The organism is Massiliimalia massiliensis, assembly GCF_900155615.1.
GTDB classification, from domain to species: Bacteria; Bacillota; Clostridia; order Oscillospirales; family Ruminococcaceae; genus Massiliimalia; species Massiliimalia massiliensis.
Genome location: NZ_FUHT01000003.1, coordinates 860,913 through 879,819 on the forward strand (window position 1 = coordinate 860,913; position 18,907 = coordinate 879,819).

Below are 18,907 nucleotides of genomic sequence, written 5' to 3' on the forward strand. Positions count from 1 at the left end.
CGTCTCTAAAACCTTAGAGGAGTTTCTGACTCCATCAGCTCGTCAAATTCTTTTTGATTTGTAAATTGCGGTTCTCTGCCGAGAATCTTCTGGATCGTAATATTTCCGTGAATGATCAGATCGGAATTATCGGAATCCAGTCCGTGGTGAATCTCATCAAATCCATTCATAAAAGCAGAAATATCTTCCGCAAGATAGGTTGAAACCTTTTCTTGGAGCTGTGCTTTAAATTCTTGAAGCTTGTTTAAAAAAATTGTTGTCTTAGCTTCGGAAAGAATCATTTTTTCATGAATCAGTTGTGTTTCTTTCTTTTCGTTTGAAATCTCTTTTACGATTGCCAGTGCGGCTCTGCCTGCTCCTACATAATTAAAACGGGTAACAAATCTGCCTGAAAACAAAACCCAATTTGCGCCTGATTCAATGGCGGCGTGAATAGCGGCATCAGCGGTATCGGCGATTGTGAAAGTCATACTTGAGATAGTCAGCATACGGTCAACTGTCCTGTTATGAAAGGGAAGGACTTTGTTCCAGTTCATTTTGTGTAGGTCGCTCCAACTCTGAATATTTGCTCCGGATAACTCATGCAGGAGCCGCCGTAGAAGGAAAAAAGCTCTGACAATACACTCATTAATAAGTACCGGAATAGCCTGCTGACCGATTTGCATGGCAACGCCCATCTCAGTACGCAGGTCAAATTTGAGTGGAATCAAGTTACCGTTTGTATCTTTTTTCCCTAGTAATGTTCCATTGAACAATTTGGAAATATAGACAGAAAGCTCTTTGTATCCTTTTGGATTTTGCTTTTGAAACACAGGAAGTGCAGAAAGTTCCTTAAGGAAGGAAACTAACGGTCCTGGAAGACCTGTTCCAAAGCTGCCTTTCATAATGGAACCAGAAGAGCCAGCAACATCGCTGACCATATGGAATACCCAGTTTATAACGCCAAACATAATTTTCTCCGGAAAATTCTTGCCGACGAGGGCAAGCCCATCCTCACCAAGCGGCACCGGTATGAATTTGCCTGTAACATCAGTTCCGTAAACCTTTTTTGTAAATTGTGTTAAAATTGAGCATATCAATCCTATAAGGGTTGGATGATGAGAGAAATCACGAAGATGATGCTGTAGCCCTCCGCCAAAAGTACTTGTTGCCTTATCTGCCGCAATGGGAAACATATCTTCCAAATGCTTTACAGCCTTTGCAGGGTCTGTACCAGTATAACCCTGCAATTTTGCAACTTTGACTACTAATATTTCTGCTTGTTCATTGCCCCATTGATTAGCGCGTTCAAGCGAGAATTCTCCTACAAACAAGCTATCCAAAATGCCGGCAAGGATGCCACTTGTGACCGCCAGCGCATAATCCGCTCTGTCTGCTTTATTGGTATAGCGATCAAGTTGCGCATTGACTTTATGTAAAGTATGATTGATTTTATCCAGATTTACATCCTGATCAGAATCGCTGACAGTAACGGAAACGTCGGCAGATATCACTTCTTGTTCTTCGGATTTTGTCTGTGCTCTTTCCAAATCTTCAAGTGTGTAGGTGCCGTTCAAAATCTCGGTAAACTGCTGTGATTTTGACCACTCGTAACATTCATAGGCACGTGTAGCAAGTCTGGGATGCGTTTCATCCTGTACCAGCATGAATTCCATCAGTTTATTGGATTTTGAATCGTTAACGAACGCTTTTAAATCCATAGCCTGTCGTAGAAACTCATCGCGATTCACATGTTGATACCCGTGAAGTTTTAAAAGAAGATCAATGGTTTTTTCTGCGCTGCCGTCACAAAGAACAGCAGCTCTGTCTGCTGAAAGTTCACTGCACCTGTCCCAAAACAATAAAGCACGAACGAGAGTCGGTGTCAAATATTTGCGTACTGCCGGAATCCTTGACAATGGACTTTTTTCAATGCCGTTTATTAACTGTGCAGCCATCGAATGATACAGGTAATGTTTACAGGCAATGTGGCCGCATTCGTGTGCCAGTACACTGCTTATCATATCTAACGATAATTCATGAGTTAATCTTGATGTCACACAGATAAAAGGGGAGGTGTTTCCTCCGGTAAAAGCATTTAATTCTTTTGACTTCAAATAGTAAATCTCGGGCATAGCTATGTCAAGTTTACTACAAATAGGGGGCAGAAGCCTGTAAATTTCAGAAAACTGCTTGTCACTGATTCGAATCGCAGAGGAAAGCAAATCGATTTTGGCTGATTTTTCATCTACATTCGCGATGTATGCCTCACGCAGCTTGACAAATTTCGGAAAGGAATTCATTGCCTCAAAAGCCTTCCTATCCAATTCGTGAAGATAGAGGACTGAATGATATGTCATACGCTCATTTCCTTTTCTCAGATTTTTGGTCCGGCACAAACTCCATAATATCATCTAACTTACAATCCAGAGACGTGCAAAGTTTTTCAAGTGTTTTTACTCGGACGTCTTCATTTCGTCCAAGCTTTGCCATGGCATTTGTGGTGATCCCTGCAAGGCGGGTCAGTTCGGTCTTGCTCAACCTTTTGTCTATCAGCATTTTCCAGAGTTTATTATAGCTGACAGCCATTCTATAGGATCCCCCTTTCTATAATAAAATCTCGCAACTTTATTATATCAATTTCGCTTATAAAACACAAGATAATCTTGAAAAATTAAAGAAAATTTTTAAATATTATGTTTTGGATTTACAGACATCTGAAATGGTGTATGAAACAAAAAGACAGAAGATGAAACAGTATTTTATCGAGACTTAGCGCATAAAACAAGACCCATTCTTCGAATATTTTATCAAAAAACGAGTCTCTTTTATCAATGCGAAGACTTAAAATTGTAAATAGGTTTTAATACTTCAATGATATCTACCGCATCGCCGATCGTGTGGAGGATATCGTTCAGCGATTTATATGCCATCGGAGCTTCATCGATTGTAGATTCATTGACAGAAGTGGTGTAGATTCCCGTCATCATTTTTTAGGTTTTCAATTTCTAACCTAAATGTAATTTCAGTACCACATAATTAACTTTTCTTCGGGAATTTTTCCGCTTTTGGCAATTTTTATGAGTGCCTGACGAGCGTGACCGGGAGCAGTTCTGAATTCATAAAAATCTGCATTTTCCAATTCTATAATTTCTTGAGTGCGAACATCAACTTTAATATGATCTGGTTTTTCCAAATCCTCGTAATACATATCTGCCTCAATGATATTATTTTTCAGATTTATTTTTCTTAAGCGCAGCATAAATGATACACCTCATTTTGTATGTGATCCGTCGCCGTAGTTTTCCTATATGCTTTTATATTAAAATAGTGGCTTGTTTTAAATATCCAATGTATGTTCTTTCAGAATTCATTTATAAGGCTTTCCAAACCTTCTTATATCTCATCCCATTCCTTTCGCATAAATTTAAGGATTTTCATTTCACTTGGTGGCAAGTACATAATTACACCTCAAATTTCATCTTGTTGTATTTCTTCACATGTTTTAGCAAATTATTTGATTTTTTCCTGTTGCGGACCGCTTTCTTGTGAGAGCGGTTCATTTGCTTTTTGGATTACTTCAAATTTTTCAGGAGGGTACAGGTAGTCTTCTCCGGAATCATCGATGATTCTGTACCATCCTTGCTCTACAGAAATAACATGATATATTTTGTTTTTTGTCAGCATGAGAAACTCTGTTTCTCCGGTCCATCTGATCTTCATTTTCTTACCTTTTATACTTCACTTTCTTTATTGAATATTTTATAGTACATAGGATTGTTTTAAATATCCAAAGCACAATTTAATAATTCCGAAACGGACACCTTTCGCATATTACTTTCCAGTTTTCCTTTTTCTTAAATCGTTCCGGAATAGCACTGTCAATGACAGATTGATTTTCCATGCAGTCAATGTCCTGCTCCCACTCATCTGTTAAAGGGCACTTTACCTTTTCGGCTATTCCTCTTTCATCAGGGATATATTTTACACCTTTATAGTTAAAAACCATTTTTCATCTTTACCCATCAAAATTTTTCTCTGTTTTTATTATATCTAAGTGAAAGCGTCAAATCAATCCGATTTTCTCAAATAAAATATAAAGATTTTATTATGATCTAAAAGGCTTTACCCGATCTTTAGAAAAGAGTAAAATGTAATTGTAATGATACTATAAAGGGGGAAATATCATGAATAGATATTGGTATTGCGGCATTCAGGTGAAAGGAATGGAAACCGTCTATTCTTATATCAGCGATACTGGAGAGATAAAGTCTGGTTCTTATGTGATGGTACCATTTGGAAATCAAAATGCACTGAGAATAGGAATTGTAAAATTCTGTTCAGAATATACGGCGGAAGAAGCACCATATCCGGTCGAATGGACAAAACATATTGTACGAGAAGCTACAGCTGAAGAATATGAAAATCAGCCGCCACTCCCTCCGTACTATAGAAACGATGACATCCAAGATGATCTGGATGAAGTGAATTACTCCATTGGAATCGAAGACTGGGAAGAAGTTTATGAATGGGCATACTGTCACGATGATGATTCCAATGAGAGAATTGCCAGAAAAGCTGTAGAGTGTTATGAGCTTTGTATAGAACACGATATGCCGGAAGCCGCCTTGGATCTCGGTGAGCTTTATGATACCGGAAAGGTTGTGGAGCAGAACCATCAAAAAGCGTATGAACTTTATCAAATAGCGGCTGATGCAGGCCTGATTTCAGCGATCCGCAACTGCGGGTATGGTCCCTATTACGGACAACATCAGGATATTGACTACAAGAAGGCATATCAATATTTTTCTCTCGGCGCATTACTCCATGATGATGCAAACTGTTTGTATAAATTGGGTGATATGTATCTGAATGGTTACGGCGTAGATCAAAATGAAGATTATGCTTTTATGCTCTATCAGAGAGCCTTGGGTTGCTGTCAAAAAAATGATAGGGATTCCGTTTTCATTGCTGATGCACAATTCCGAGTGGGGAAATGCTATCTTGATGGTATCGGTACATACAAAAATACAGAAAAGGCACACGAACTACTATCTCTTGCACTTGTGAACTTCTATAAAAGGCGGAAAAGGGATCATTTTGTAATTGAGCTCATTCGGTCTACCAAAGAATTATTGGTACAAGCACAAACTGATCTTGATAAGGAAACATCGGATTACCAAAGAAAATGGGACTGTGAACTCGATGATCTACAATTTTAAAAATCATACATATATTAACAAATATCTCCCGGAGTCTTTTCATGAAAAGACTCCGGGAGATATTTGTGTCGTGCAACTTCGCATGAATACTGAAAAAATGGAGTGACATCTATTTTGTCACTCCTTACTTTATATTACAATTATTTAATAAAGTTGATTTATCATTTTGCATAAAAAGAAAACCTACGGTGTGCATACCGCTCCCGTAGGTTTGGGCTAGGGTGACGGAATTGTTACCCTGTGATTCAGAAGAAAAATGAGAATTAGGGGTTCAGATTTGGTCACTTTTTTATTTTTGCATTGCGATTTTCTTAATTTTACTTTTTGATGTCCCATTTTTATAAAAATGAGCAAACCTGGAAAAGTAGCTTAAATACTGGATTTAATCTTCACGTTCAAAAACATGATGTATAAATTGCAATGCCCCTTTTGCATCTTGGTCAAGTTGTTCTTCTGTAGGATTTATCATCAGGTCTCTCCATACCCTGATATCAGAACCTATTGTTCCACCACTCATAACAAAAGGTTCCATCACTATATCGTGTTGGTAATTAATATCTCGAAGCGCTTGACCTATTTCTGCCCACGGCAGTGTCCCTTTTCCTGGAACTTTTCTATTCTGTTCTCCGATATGGAGATGACCTAATTTATTTCCGGCCAGTCGGATAGCCGCTCCCATATTATCCTCTTCAATATTCATATGGAAAGTATCTAACATGATTTTTACATGTGAGCTGCCTACTGCATCAACAAAATCAATTGCTTCCGTGCAGGTATTGATCATATATGACTCATAGCGATTCAACACTTCCATCCCTAAGGTCACATCATTTTCCTCTGCAACTTTGGACAATATCTGCATACTCTTTACAGCGTGTTCTACGTCAGCCTGTTTATTTCTGGGCATACTCATATCCATTGGCCAATAGGTATAAAGTCCCCCGCCTAAAAATTTAATATTCATTAAATTTAACTTCGAAATTAAATTTGTGAAAAATATTATCGCTTGTTTTCTAATATGTTGATCAGGTGAAGACACATTTTGCTTTTTAGTCGGGCCATATCCGGCTGTCAAAATAATGCCATTATCTTCCGCGCATTTTTTAATTTCGAGCAACTGATGGTCTGTTAGGCTGTCATTTTGCAGTGTGGCACAAGAAATTTCCAATATATCAAAGCCTAATTTTTTCACTTTTTCAATATAGTATTTATAATCTGAGACCCACTCTTTTTCCCAGTACGCATTGTAAATCCCATATTTCATTATAATTTCCTCCGCTATTATGTAATTTATAAATTTCTGCTGACAGCCTGATCCCTTGATCCGGAGGCAGACTATCAGCAGGTCTTTTCATCAAGATATTTCTTGAAAAAAGCATAATCTTTTGCCCTGAGAAGAAGCCGCTATAACGGAGTCGCCTTTCCACTGGAAAATCAACTTATGATCTTTAAATTTGTATTCTTTATCTTCCTCAATCAAAGGCAGTCGAAAAGAATAGGTATGTCCTACTGCAAGATGGTTTAAATACAGCCAATCGCCTAAAATGCAAAAAGCAATTCCTGATTCTTGTAACTCTTTTTCGAGCTGTTTGCGATCCATTCGTCTGCTGAGTCTGATTCGTAGGTTTTTCTTTACTCTCAATTTAACAGACAGAATGTCATTGTGTTGATATGGACTGACAAATTTGATTTCTTGATTTTCATAGTCAAATAACAAGTTGATGCTGTAAATATTATTGTCTTCCGTTGTTTGGTAACATTTAGACCAGCAAAGTCCGCTAACTCCACCGATAATATCCCAATTATAAGAAATTTCACTGCCTGGTTCATCTTCATGGCTGTATGGTGTCGGGAAACCAAATGAACCTTTTACCCTTCTCGCCATGTAACTTTTAGAATCATCATCATTATATTCATCTGAAATAAAGCAAGGATCTAATAATTGAGATGGCAGGATATGTCCTCGCAACATTTGTTCTGCCCGTTCATAGTATTCAGAAAAACCGGCTTTCCCCAAAAACAGGCAAACTTCTAACAAGTCACAGCTATCATTGATTTCTCCTACCAAATTTGTGCGATTTAAGTTTTCGGTTACCCAACCGGTGTCGATCGCAATTTGATAAAATCCATTTTCCATAAATGCTTTTAACCGTTTAAACAGCAGCATGTCACCAGTGATATCCGCTAATAGGGCAATACCAGACAACATCGATGTTGTAGAATAAGGATGCATGGCAGTTCGATTGGGATCAAAAGAGCCATCCTCTAGAACAACAGTTTTTAATGCGATATCAGCCAACTTACAAGCAAGAGTTAAAGCAGCAGAGCTGTAACTAATTTGATAATATCTGATCAATCCACCGATAAATCTTCCAAACGTATTGCAAAAACGTGTCTGTTCTAAATCTCCGGTAAAAAGGCCTACACTTTTGGCGCCGGTTGCTTTCTCATAAGCAAATGAATCCCATTTTCCGTTTTCGAAATCAAAATATTTTTCTACCGTCATAATGACGTCTTCTGCTATTGCAAGCGCACGAACGTCATGATCATAAAGATAGACGACCGTCAATCCAAAAAATGATTCACGTAAGTTGCAGAGATCGACTTCTTTTTTCAATTCAAAAGTGTCTAAGTCAATGTTTGCCGGCAAATGAATTTGATTATCGTATACTTTGAAAACCCATTTTTTTAACTTTTGAAATACAGTAGGATCTAATTCCATTCCTGTTACAAACTGAGAAAAAAACAAACTTTCCGCCCATCTTCCAGGACAGTGTCCACAACTCCAGCTTGTGTGATGATAATTTCCGAACCGATTTCCGGTAACAATATTTTCAAAGTAAGGTAAATCATCATGTTTAGGATCATACCACTCACACATAGGGCTTTTAGCTTCCCGAATAGCCATATCTAAGTCATTCGCATTTGTCATAACATATTTTGGAAAATTCATAAACATTTCCTCCCAACATCATTAGCCTTTAACGGCACCTGAAGTCATTCCTTCTATAAATTTTTTTTGCAAAGCAATATATAAAATAATGATCGGACCTATAGCGATGGCTCCGGCGGTAAAAACACTGGCTAGATCCATAGAGTATTGAGAAACAAATTTATAAAATCGTGTGGATACTGTGCGGACATCATCTGTTGACAGATAAGTATTTGCCCACAAAAATTCATTCCAACACTGTACAAAAACCAACAGCGCCACAGTGGAAAAAATCGGGCGAGCAATTGGCATTGTTACATACCATACTACGCTTACTTCACTGCATCCATCAATTTTCCCGGCCTCTTCCAATTCTTTTGGAATTCCAATTAGGTAAGTCCTCAATAACAAGAGATTGAAAGAAAGAAATATCGCCGAATAAATTATTATCATTGATAATCTGGTATTTACAATGCCTAGTTTTGTAAATACGGTATAATTGGGGGTAATAAACAGAAATCCGGGTATGCTCATCCCTAAGGTAAAATAACCCAGAAAAAAGCTCTTGAAAGGAACATATAATTTTGCTAGCGCATAGGAAGCTAATCCCCCAAAGACTAAAATTACCAATACACAAGTAAATCCAATAGAGAACGAACTAATAAAAGCGGAAGTATATCCACCCTTTTGCCAAGTTTCAATATAGTTTGAAAAGTCAAGTGAGGTGGGGATTCCTATTGGGAAATTTTTAATTTCCTTATCTGTTCGCAAGCTGTTTATAAACAGCATAATCAACGGAAAAATCTGAAAAGCAGTTATAAGAATCAAAAAAATATGTACCATAGGATTTGTTCGTTTTTGCTTTTCTATATAGCTTTTTTTCACTATTCCTCCGCTCCTTTCCCCAGAATTCTCATTACTATGAAAGCAATTAATACTAAGGCACTTTGTATCACACAAAGCGCACTGGCATAGCCAGAACGGAACATAGTAAACGAATTTTTATAAATCCAAGATGATAAAATCTCTGTTGCCTGACCTGGTCCGCCTTGTGTCATAGCCCAAATATAATCAAATGTTGTAAAACTCCACATGATTGACATCGAAATGATAAAAACAAAAGTAGGCTTAATTCCAGGCAATGTAACATACCAAAATTCTTGAATCTTGGTAGCCCCTTCAATCCTCACCGCTTCATACAAATCCTCATCGACCTGATGGAGAGCCGCCACAAAAAGCACCATTACAAATCCCCACCAGTGCCAGTTGTCTACAAAAGCCACTGTGAATAACGCAATGTTAGGATCTCCCAACCACAAAATTTGTGATAATGAATCAAATCCTAGGGATTTAAAAATGATAGGAATTCCATAATAAGGATTGACAATAGATTCCCACAATTTCGCCGCAATGACAGCAGACAGTACATAGGGCATAAAAATCGCGGTTCTATAAAACATTTGTCCGTGCTTCAATCGAACTACCAAGGTAGCCACAAACAAACCGACAATTAATGGAACGATTAAAAAAATAAGCATCCAAATTAAATTATTTTTAAATGCAACCCAAACAACCTTATCTTCTGTGAAAATTTCTATAAAATTATTTAATCCAATAAACGTTGGAGATTTTAAGCCATTCCAATCATAAAATGACATCACAAAAGTCGAAGCAGATGGAATCATAACAACGCATAAATGTAATAGTAGTGCGGGAAGGATAAAAATAAGCCCTATATATTTTCGTAAAAACGGTATAGGTTTTTTATATCCTGATGATCTGTTCCGCATATTATTCACTCCTTTTAAGTTTCTAGCCGGACATAATGTCCGGCTAGAAGCAAACGCATATCATAGTTTATATTACGGAATAGTTGGAACAAGACCAGCCGCAATATCCTGATCAAGAACCTTTTGGGATTCTTCAGAGAATTCCTGAACAGTCATCTGCCCTAAAAATACTTTTTCTATATTATTGATTTGATACTCGTGTGTTGCTGTTGGCCAAAAAGTCCACTGGCAATATCCTACCATTTCAGGATTTTCTTCCAATTCAGCAAAGATATCTTTCATTTGTAATATCATAGGGTCAACATCTTCCGAAAAATCTTCAGTCGGGATATTTGTGCAGAAGGGGGACAAGCCTGCCTCAACACCCTTGGCCATATTTTTGGTATCACGATAGACATAATCAATGTACTGTGCACATTCATCTTTCACTTCAGAAATAATGTTGATTGCTAAAGATCCTGCGCATGCAATGGGCACAACTGCAGACTCTAAATTATCATTAAATTTAGGGTAGTAATCCATACCATAATCAAATGTGCAGTTTTGCTTCATTTGTCCAATCATAGCAGTAGTATGGAAGAAAATCGGACTCTTACCGCTATAATACAATGACTGTGAATCTTCATTAGAAATTGCATGAGTCTGTTTCTCGCCAATATAACCTCTCTGCCACCAATCGTTATACATTTCTATTGCTGCAACAAAATCTTCATCTGTATATTTTGCTTCTCCTGTAAGTAATTGTTTAACCCTGTCTCGACCACAATAATTGCTATACCATAAAGACAATGCCCAGTCATTTCCCATTATAAAGCCTCCGGTATGATAGCAAATCGGGATTAAGCCTGCATCTTGCGCCTCTTGACACATGGTTTCTAATTCGTTAACTGTTTTTGGCACTTCCCATCCATGCTCTTTCATTATGTCATTATTATGCCACATGATAATTGCTTCATACCAGTTTGGAATACTCATATATTTGCCATCTACTTTGCAGGCCTCTAACGCCCAATCAAACATAATCTCATCCCAATGATATTTTTCAACATATTCTGTCATATCAACAAGTCTATCGCTGAAATTTCCAACCGAAGACGGTCCCTCTAATGTCATTAAGTCAGGCCCCTCACCGGCTGCCAGTTGAATTTTCAATACCTGTGTAATATCAGGGGTGGGGATAAAGTTAACATCAATGTTAGGGTTTGCTTCTTCGAACGGTTTCACAAGATAATTTTCTACAGCTTCTATTTGATAATCTTGAGTACTACGTCCGTCCATCCAATTTATCGTGATTTGTTCTCCGGTCGTTTTTTCTCCATTTGATGTGGAAGAATCATTATTATCGCCGCAGGCAGTAAAACAGCTGACTGTAGTTACTGTAACCAAAAACGCAGCCAAAATTGATTTTAATTTCATTGAACTACCTCCTATTATTAAACTTGATTATGCATATACGGTACAGATCTCTACCTATTAGATGATTTCGCTAAAAATCATCTAATTTCTATGATAATTATATTAATGAAATATAATTATTTCAAGTCTGTTTATTTATGTTTTTAATGTATAAAATTTTCAGATTTATAAAAAAAGTCAGAAATAATAGTTTCAACTGCAAATAAAAATTTAAAATTTTCAACAATGTAAATTTTTTCCAATATATTGTATTTGATTTTTGGAGACTTGACCGTTACAATAAAATATAAGAAAGGATTGTGATAGGCAGTGAGACCGTTTTCGAGATTTAAAATCACACTTAGATGGTATTTAACGCTGGGTGTTACCAGTCTGATTATATTATCAGTTGCAACTTTTTTAATATTCCCCACACGCAAATATTTATCTTTATTTGAACAACAAACACAGGGATATGCAAACAATATTGCCAATCAAATAGCTGCAAATATTGCAGATACATTAACCGAAATCGATTTTAAAACGACAAATCTCATTAAGGAACCATTGATATGGAATTTTCTAAAAAGAGATCTTTCTGATAAAGAAGCCAAACAACAATTTGAAATGATTATTTCTCAATATTTTAGTTCTACTGATTATTACTACATAGATTCCATTGAAATCTACGGAAAAGAAGACTCCAGATTTTATTCTTACGGAAAGCTCAAGTCAAAAATTGACAATCCTTTTTCGAGCGCAGAATACAAACAGGCAATCAATTATCCCCTACAGTTATGCTGGCTGGGATATAATCAGAAACTAGATTGCTTAGACACAGTCCGATTGATATATGATACTAATACATATCAAGTCACTGGATTCATCGTTTTAAGATTCTCGCCAAACTATTTATATGATAAGGTATATACATCCAGTAAGGAGGAAAAATTTGACATATCAAATTTAATCATTGTAAGCGAACAAAATACAATTTTAGGGGCGAAAAACAGCAGCCTTCTTGGAACGCTACTTCCTAATTATTCGATAGAAAAATTGGAAAAATCTTCCGGACTTTACCAGTATAAAAACAAGGTTATCAGTTATCACTTTCTGAAAGATAAAATTACAAAATATCCATATCGAAACTGGGTTGTACAAGTGGAAATAGAAAGAGATGTCTTATACAAAGAAATCAATCAAATTATATATTTCTCATATTTTATTGCATTTCTCATTGTCCTTCTCGGCATTTGGGGTGCCAGACTTGGTTCCTTTGTGGTTACAAAACCGATTGTAAATTTAGTTTTCGGCATGAAACAAGTGCAGGAGGGAAACTTAAAAACACAATGGACGACCAAATCCAGAATCATTGAAATTAGTTTTTTAGGGCAGAGTTTTAATCAAATGTCCAGAAATCTAGATGAACTAATTGCCAAAGAATACCAGGAACAACTTCTGCTGAAGGACCTGCAGTTGGAAAATTTGCAAGCTCAAATTAATCCACATTTTCTTTTTAATACACTACAGTTAATCAGTTGGACTGCCTCACAATATGAGGCTGAGGATGTGTGTAACATGATCTATAGCCTAAGTTATATGCTTGAGAAAGACCTTGAGCGGAAAGGAGATCATGTCAGTTGCTTAGAAGATGAAAGAACATATATTCAACACTATGCTTATATCATTGATAATAAATATCAGGGAAGGATTCATATTGATTGCCATTTTCCACAAGAACTATTACAAGCTAAAATCCCCAAATTGATTCTCCAACCTTTTATTGAAAATTCTATTGTTCACGGACTGAGCGGTCAAACTAAATCTGGAATAGTTGACATCAGTGCAGTGCAAGAGCAGAAAAACCTAATTATAACAATTAAAGATAATGGTGTGGGTATGGGGACTGAACAAATAGAACAGGTTTCCTCTGCAGAAGAATCAAAGGGGCACCATATTGCATTACAAAATATTCAACATCGTATAAAAATACTTTATGGAGAAAAATATGGTTTTACTATTAACAGCCAGCCTTTTCATGGGACAGTTGTAACCATTAAAATTCCGTTAGAAATTATGCAAGGAGAAGAAAAAAATGATGAAGATATTGATTATCGAAGATGAAGAAGGAATTAGGAATAATATGCGTACGGCTTACGACTGGGAACAAATGGGGTGTGAATTATGCGGAATTGTTGCCAATGCGCTTGAAGCTGTAGAAATTTGCTTGACATATCATCCAAATTTGATCATTTCCGATATTGTTATGCCAGGGATTGACGGTCTTACATTCCTAAAATACATTAAAGAACGAAATCCAGATATTCATTTTATTATAATGACCGGACATCGTGAATTTGAGTATGCGAAAAATGCGGTGAATTTTGGAGCGGATGCCTTTATGCTTAAACCAATCCACTACCAAGAACTCGCTCAAATTATTCTGAAAATCAGTGCTGCACTTCGGAATCAAAATGAAAAAGAGAGAAAACAATATGAAAAAGAAGGTGTCTTGCGAAATTTGTTAGAAGGCAGGCTTAACAACGAAATGAGCCCCGATAGTTCTGTATATTCTATACTTCAGAAATACCAAAATCCTTACTGCATCGCTGTTTTAGAACCGGATGGTGAGGCGTATTGCACTCCGCAATATATACAGGGGTTACTTTCTGTGTGTATTGATCTAAATGTTGGAGATAATTTCTATTTTTTAAAAATGAACTATGATCAGATTGTAGCTGTTATTTCTATTTCCTGTGGCATAGAAGAATGGAAAAATTCGATATATGATTATTTTATAGTTCTGCAACAGCGGATTCAAGATATTCTTAAGATATCTGTTTCAATTGGAATCAGCGAGCCAATATCAGGACATCAGAATATGCAGGAAGGATATCTGCAGGCCAAAAAATCTCTTAGCAATCGTTTTTTTAGTGGGTTTAACAGCGTTCATTTTGCTGCCGGTGAAGAAGATGACGATTTTCCGGATTATTATCAAATACTTGATATACAACAATCACTTTTTGACCTATTACAATATTCCTATGGTGTTCATTTCACAGAGAAAATTGGTGATTTATTTGAACAAATGATCCAAAATCTCGGTCGAAATCGCTCATTCATTAAAAGTTCAATTTTAATACTGGTTACATTATGTGCAAAACACATCTTTAGTGAAAATAAGCGGCAAATGGCGTTATTCTTAGAACGTCATGCTAATTTTCAAGCGATTATATCCAGTGAAAATATGGATAACTTAAAAGGTGTGTTCCTCTCTGTTTTTTTGGATTTAAGCGAGTATATTTCTGTGAAAAAACACACAGATAAACAAATCATCATCGATCGTATTCTGCAATATATAGAGGATAACTATGCTTCAAACATAAGCTTAAATGATGTTGCAAAAGTGGTATTTTTATCTCCAGGTTACCTGAGTTCTCTGATCCCAAGTATAACTGGGAATAATTTTACTGAAATTTTGACACAAATCAGAATTAAGCATGCGATTGAACTGATGAAGCAGAGTCAGATAAAAAACAGTGTCATTGCGCATAAAGTTGGATTTAATCAACCGCAATATTTTAGCCATGCTTTCAAAAAATTAACGGGGTATACCCCGACAGAATATCGGCAGACATATCTTACGAGTATTTCAAATCATCAATAAGCGAATAAAATGAAAAAGTTATTTCAAAACAACGATACAGGGAAAGAAAAACTTCAGAAAATGAGCAAACGGAGCTTCAGTCTGATTTTTCAGGCTGAAGCTCCGTTTGCATTCTATGTGATTCAGTTTTTGATCCCCGACATCCATGGTAAACAGATTTTTAAAAATTCACCCCATAAAGCCCGTATGAATGCTGAAAAATGGAGTGACCTCTGTTTCGTTACTCCTTACTTTATATTATCATTATTCAATAAAATTGATCGTTTATTTCGTATAAAAAAAGAAACCCTACGGTATGCAAATTGATCACTGTAGGGCTGTAAAGAGGGACTAAAAAAGATACCATACGTTTTTGGTCTGTGGGACTTGAACTTACGCATCTAAAAATCAAATTTAAATAAACGCTAGTAGAAAAAGTTTCACTTACAACTTTAGAGAATAAGCCAAGTGACTTTAATTTTATTCATTATCTAAAAGCTCCATTAATTGATCGTGAATTACATAATAATAACGCATATCTTCCGGTTCGTCATGATTAAAATTTTGATTAATTAAGTCTATTAGACTTTGAATAGCTATAGGTTGCGGAACAAGTTCATATTTACCAATCATTGGTCGCATAATAGCAACTGGAATCTTATTTTTTTCTAAATACTCTAACAATTTTTTGTCTTCTTAATACTTTCTTTTGCATTACCACTTAATTTGTTATCATTATAATAAAAAAATGGCTTTAAAAAATGATATCCAAATATTACACTGGATGGATCAGGAGCGCATAACGACATCCATTTTCCATTCTGATTTAATGGCGCAAGCACCAATACTATGCGCCATTCTTGCTCATATTTCCATGCATTTGCTTTGTTGAGTGCCGCACACAATACAGCTGAATCTAACGAATATTTGAAAACTTTATGATTTGTATCATCCAGTAAATCTTGTAAATTGACTGGCAAATCTGAATATGCAACGGGGAAAATAGAATGGCGTATTATAGATTCTTCACCCAATAAATTAAAATTATATTCAATGCATATTCCGGTATTAGATGCTGCATAGTGGGACCACATGAGCGTAGAATTATTTTGAGTCGAAAAGCAACAAACAAAAGTATTAAGATAATCTAGTTCCCTAAATTTTAGACGAGATTCTTCTTTTAAATGTTTTTTCCATATGTCAACACAATAATCTTCTTCTAACATTTCAGGAAGTTTAGCCGATATTTGCTGCTTCTCTATTTTTTTCCATTCTTTTTGTGCAAAATCTCCTCTCTCTTTTAATGTGCCATATTGATGAAAGGCTCCATCAAATAAATCATTAAATTCTCCAATTCGAGTCGCAGATATTTGATTGTTAATTATATTATCAATTACATAATCTTCAATCCGAGTATATTTATACAATGGCGGTAATATATCTGGGAAAAAATAGTCAAAATCTCCTGTTCCTACCGATAATCTATTGCTACTAAACTTACGAAACTCTATATCTTTAATTAAATCAAGAAAAGTGACCATATTCTCCATCGTTTCATTCTTCAAAGATTCCTATTAAAAAATATCCACTAAAATTACAATTTTATAAATATCATTTTTTGATATACATGAATTTATTTTTACCATTCACTCTAATTATCTTCTTAATCTTTTTACAACCTCGTGCCGTTTCTCAGGACTCATCCATACTTGAAAATCAAAAGCAATATCAGGATGCGCAAGTGTACCGCCGTTATTTCCTTGTTTGGAAATTATACCTATAGCATTTGTCTGTATAATCCATTTCTTTGCTGTTAAAGTGAAAGAGGGAAGATTGATTCGCTTGACCAAGTGGCTATATCCGTCTTCATTGTTTTCAGTCCTTGCCAGGTCAGTTAACAAGACAAAATCTTCACTATCAATTACCGGATGGAGAAAAGACTCGATTTCTTTTTGAAGACCTTGGATCGACTGTGTTTCTCTATTTACTCTTCGTTCATGGTATCTATAAGCATATCCAATATCGCATCTGCCCTCTCCTGAGAAATACGCTCTTTTTTCACTAACCTCTCTAAAATTCTTTCATGTGTAATGGAATATGCCCATAGCACCTCTGCTCGTCTTTGTTCATCCATATTGTATCCGTCCACAAAGTTATTTTTTATATTATAGCATATTTTTATGGGGTTTGATAGATATTACAGATGAATGTCGAAGATATGTTCTAATTTAGGTATTAAAATAATTTCATCACAACTTATTTCAATACGCTCAAGGTAATTCTTTACCGTTACATCGTCAAATTTTTCTATTTCAAGGTAATTACATATGATGTTCTTTATTTCGTTTTCTGAAATAGTATAAATATTTTGGCAGGTTGCCTGTCTTCCGTTATCCACTCTGTCCGCACATCGCCATACAATATTGCCGTCTTTTCTTGTAATGCGCCGGTAATTTTTTCCGCACTCCCCGCAAACTAAAAGACCGCTCAGTACATCATTGGAGTTGTACCGAACGGTCTTTCGTTTATGATCAGAAGATTGGTTTGTCCTCTTTTGTTTTTCAAGCTGTGCTTTCACATATATTTCAGGAGAGACTATATGGGTGTATTTTTGATTGGATAACAGATTATCAATAGCCTGAACAGTCCATTTATCTTTTCCTGATGGAGAAGCGATCTTTTCATGAAACAGATACGCTGCTATTCTGTTCAAACTCAGTCCCTCAAGATAGAGGTGATAGATCAGTAGGACTGTTTTTGCTTTTTCTTTGTTGATTCGGATTTCTCCGTTTATATCTTTCAAATATCCATACGGAATTATCATAACATTCGCTCCTTTCAAACATGATTATTTTGATGTTTCACTTGACGTTAAAAAAGCTGCTTTTTTCAAACCTAAAAACTTTCATGTTTGAAACAGCAGCTTTTCGTTCTATTTATAAATTTATCAGCAGATTTCTGCTCAAAATCGCATTTTTTACCTTAAAAATAGATAAACCTGTTTCATTTTATCTTTGAAACAGGTTTATCTATTCTGTGTTAGGACGTCACTCTGATAGCGGAATATATATTTCTCACGGCTTTACTTTGCGGTTACGCTTAGAACGAAAGCCGTGAGAAAATGAGAATTTGCACCAGTTTGTTATAGAAATGTTCTTAAAAATGTCCATGTAAATAAGGTAATAAACAGTTATGCATAAATTTTGTTATCTATACCATTTGTAGTGATGATATTTGTGCTAGTAGATAAGCATCCTTGTTGGAATTTTTAACTTCTAGTCGTTCTAGGATATGCTGTTCCGTTTCTGGACTCCAGTAAATCTTCAGCTTATTTTTAGTTCTAGTAATTGCCGTATAGAAAATATTATGAGTAATACGCTCTTCGGTTTCATTTGTAATAACAATTTTTACTGAATCATATTATACCGATAGGTAAACCTTGGAATTAAGCTAAAACTTCCTGTTTTTTGTCAAAACCCTTGTTTTCGTTGATAGTTTATGCTACAATATAGCACAATTCTGTCAGAAGGAGGGATAATTTTGACTATTGAGAAAGTTGTGAGAAATAACACCGTCTGCGCCGTAGTGCACAGCGAAGATAAGGTAATAACAGATACTTCTTCTGCTCTTGACTTGTTAATGAGTGCAAAATATGAGGTAGGAACAAAGAATATTGTTATCAGTAAATCATTGATTGCCGATAATTTCTTCATTCTTAGCTCTGGATTTGCTGGCGAGATGCTTCAAAAATACATCAATTACGGTGGCCGTATCGCTATTTATGGCGATTATTCCCACTATACCAGTAAACCTTTGCACGATTTCATTTATGAAAGCAACAAGGGTAGCAACGTTTTCTTCGTGTCTACTCTTGAAGAAGCAGTTGAAAAACTTGCTAAATAAATCTCACGTTCCATCTTGGCGAGTACTTATCGGGTACTCG

18 protein-coding genes are annotated in these 18,907 nt (G+C 35.9%); 5 read left to right on the forward strand and 13 right to left on the reverse strand.

The window, feature by feature from the left end:
• Positions 1 to 5: 5 nt before the first annotated feature.
• The 4 genes from CZ360_RS08175 to CZ360_RS08190 all read right to left on the reverse strand — a co-directional run bounded on the left by CZ360_RS08175 (position 6) and on the right by CZ360_RS08190 (position 3,702).
• A complete protein-coding gene (locus CZ360_RS08175; RefSeq protein ID WP_159438184.1) occupies positions 6 to 2,339 on the reverse strand; it encodes a M48 family metallopeptidase in 2,334 nt (777 codons plus the stop codon).
• A 4-nt stretch (positions 2,340 to 2,343) separates the two neighbouring features.
• Entirely contained in the window at positions 2,344 to 2,568 is a 225-nt protein-coding gene (locus CZ360_RS08180) for a helix-turn-helix domain-containing protein (protein WP_077533658.1), read from the reverse strand.
• A gap of 436 nt (positions 2,569 to 3,004) precedes the next feature.
• A complete protein-coding gene (locus tag CZ360_RS08185) occupies positions 3,005 to 3,241 on the reverse strand; it encodes a hypothetical protein (protein WP_077533659.1) in 237 nt (78 codons plus the stop codon).
• A gap of 251 nt (positions 3,242 to 3,492) precedes the next feature.
• On the reverse strand, positions 3,493 to 3,702 hold the full coding sequence (locus tag CZ360_RS08190) for a hypothetical protein (RefSeq protein WP_077533660.1): 210 nt from the start codon (positions 3,700 to 3,702) through the stop codon (positions 3,493 to 3,495).
• A gap of 464 nt (positions 3,703 to 4,166) precedes the next feature.
• Here CZ360_RS08190 and CZ360_RS08200 point away from each other — a divergent pair, with 464 nt between their 5' ends.
• A complete protein-coding gene (locus tag CZ360_RS08200) occupies positions 4,167 to 5,201 on the forward strand; it encodes a tetratricopeptide repeat protein (protein WP_077533662.1) in 1,035 nt (344 codons plus the stop codon).
• Between the two features lie 382 nt (positions 5,202 to 5,583).
• On the opposite strand, the gene CZ360_RS08205 is transcribed toward CZ360_RS08200, so the two are convergent.
• The 5 genes from CZ360_RS08205 to CZ360_RS08225 form a co-directional block, all read right to left on the reverse strand.
• A complete protein-coding gene (locus CZ360_RS08205) occupies positions 5,584 to 6,465 on the reverse strand; it encodes a D-psicose 3-epimerase (protein ID WP_077533663.1) in 882 nt (293 codons plus the stop codon).
• 90 nt (positions 6,466 to 6,555) lie between these two features.
• A complete protein-coding gene (locus CZ360_RS08210; protein ID WP_077533664.1) occupies positions 6,556 to 8,154 on the reverse strand; it encodes a hypothetical protein in 1,599 nt (532 codons plus the stop codon).
• A gap of 21 nt (positions 8,155 to 8,175) precedes the next feature.
• The gene (locus tag CZ360_RS08215) at positions 8,176 to 9,018 is read right to left on the reverse strand and encodes a carbohydrate ABC transporter permease (RefSeq protein ID WP_077533665.1); all 843 of its coding nucleotides are present in this window, start codon (positions 9,016 to 9,018) and stop codon (positions 8,176 to 8,178) included.
• Entirely contained in the window at positions 9,018 to 9,923 is a 906-nt protein-coding gene (locus CZ360_RS08220) for a carbohydrate ABC transporter permease (RefSeq protein ID WP_077533666.1), read from the reverse strand. The genes CZ360_RS08215 and CZ360_RS08220 overlap by 1 nt, the downstream gene beginning before the upstream one ends.
• A 72-nt stretch (positions 9,924 to 9,995) precedes the next feature.
• Positions 9,996 to 11,339: an ABC transporter substrate-binding protein gene (locus tag CZ360_RS08225; RefSeq protein WP_077533667.1), complete on the reverse strand. Its 1,344-nt coding sequence runs from the start codon at positions 11,337 to 11,339 to the stop codon at positions 9,996 to 9,998.
• Between the two features lie 309 nt (positions 11,340 to 11,648).
• On the opposite strand from CZ360_RS08225, the gene CZ360_RS08235 reads away from it, so the two are divergent.
• Genes CZ360_RS08235 through CZ360_RS08245 form a run of 3 tightly spaced genes read left to right on the forward strand, consistent with a single transcriptional unit; the run spans position 11,649 to position 15,291 of the window.
• Positions 11,649 to 13,442, forward strand: coding sequence for a cache domain-containing sensor histidine kinase (locus CZ360_RS08235; RefSeq protein ID WP_077533669.1), 1,794 nt, complete (start codon positions 11,649 to 11,651; stop codon positions 13,440 to 13,442).
• Complete coding sequence (locus CZ360_RS08240; protein ID WP_077533670.1) at positions 13,414 to 14,985, forward strand: response regulator; 1,572 nt, start codon at positions 13,414 to 13,416, stop codon at positions 14,983 to 14,985. Before CZ360_RS08235 ends, CZ360_RS08240 begins: the two co-directional genes overlap by 29 nt.
• A gap of 9 nt (positions 14,986 to 14,994) precedes the next feature.
• Positions 14,995 to 15,291 (forward strand): hypothetical protein, encoded by a 297-nt coding sequence (locus tag CZ360_RS08245; protein ID WP_077533671.1) that lies wholly within the window; start codon positions 14,995 to 14,997, stop codon positions 15,289 to 15,291.
• Positions 15,292 to 15,444: 153 nt separating this feature from the next.
• On the opposite strand, the gene CZ360_RS08250 is transcribed toward CZ360_RS08245, so the two are convergent.
• The 4 genes from CZ360_RS08250 to CZ360_RS08265 all read right to left on the reverse strand — a co-directional run bounded on the left by CZ360_RS08250 (position 15,445) and on the right by CZ360_RS08265 (position 17,788).
• Positions 15,445 to 15,648, reverse strand: coding sequence for a hypothetical protein (locus tag CZ360_RS08250; protein ID WP_077533672.1), 204 nt, complete (start codon positions 15,646 to 15,648; stop codon positions 15,445 to 15,447).
• Complete coding sequence (locus CZ360_RS08255) at positions 15,642 to 16,514, reverse strand: DUF2971 domain-containing protein (protein WP_077533673.1); 873 nt, start codon at positions 16,512 to 16,514, stop codon at positions 15,642 to 15,644. Before CZ360_RS08255 ends, CZ360_RS08250 begins: the two co-directional genes overlap by 7 nt.
• 434 nt (positions 16,515 to 16,948) lie before the next feature.
• Positions 16,949 to 17,098 (reverse strand): hypothetical protein, encoded by a 150-nt coding sequence (locus CZ360_RS14065; RefSeq protein ID WP_159438186.1) that lies wholly within the window; start codon positions 17,096 to 17,098, stop codon positions 16,949 to 16,951.
• A gap of 63 nt (positions 17,099 to 17,161) precedes the next feature.
• Complete coding sequence (locus CZ360_RS08265; protein WP_077533675.1) at positions 17,162 to 17,788, reverse strand: recombinase family protein; 627 nt, start codon at positions 17,786 to 17,788, stop codon at positions 17,162 to 17,164.
• A 716-nt stretch (positions 17,789 to 18,504) separates the two neighbouring features.
• Between CZ360_RS08265 and CZ360_RS08275 the strand changes: the two genes are divergently transcribed.
• On the forward strand, positions 18,505 to 18,867 hold the full coding sequence (locus CZ360_RS08275) for a DUF4180 domain-containing protein (protein WP_143530196.1): 363 nt from the start codon (positions 18,505 to 18,507) through the stop codon (positions 18,865 to 18,867).
• The last annotated feature ends 40 nt before the right edge of the window (positions 18,868 to 18,907 follow it).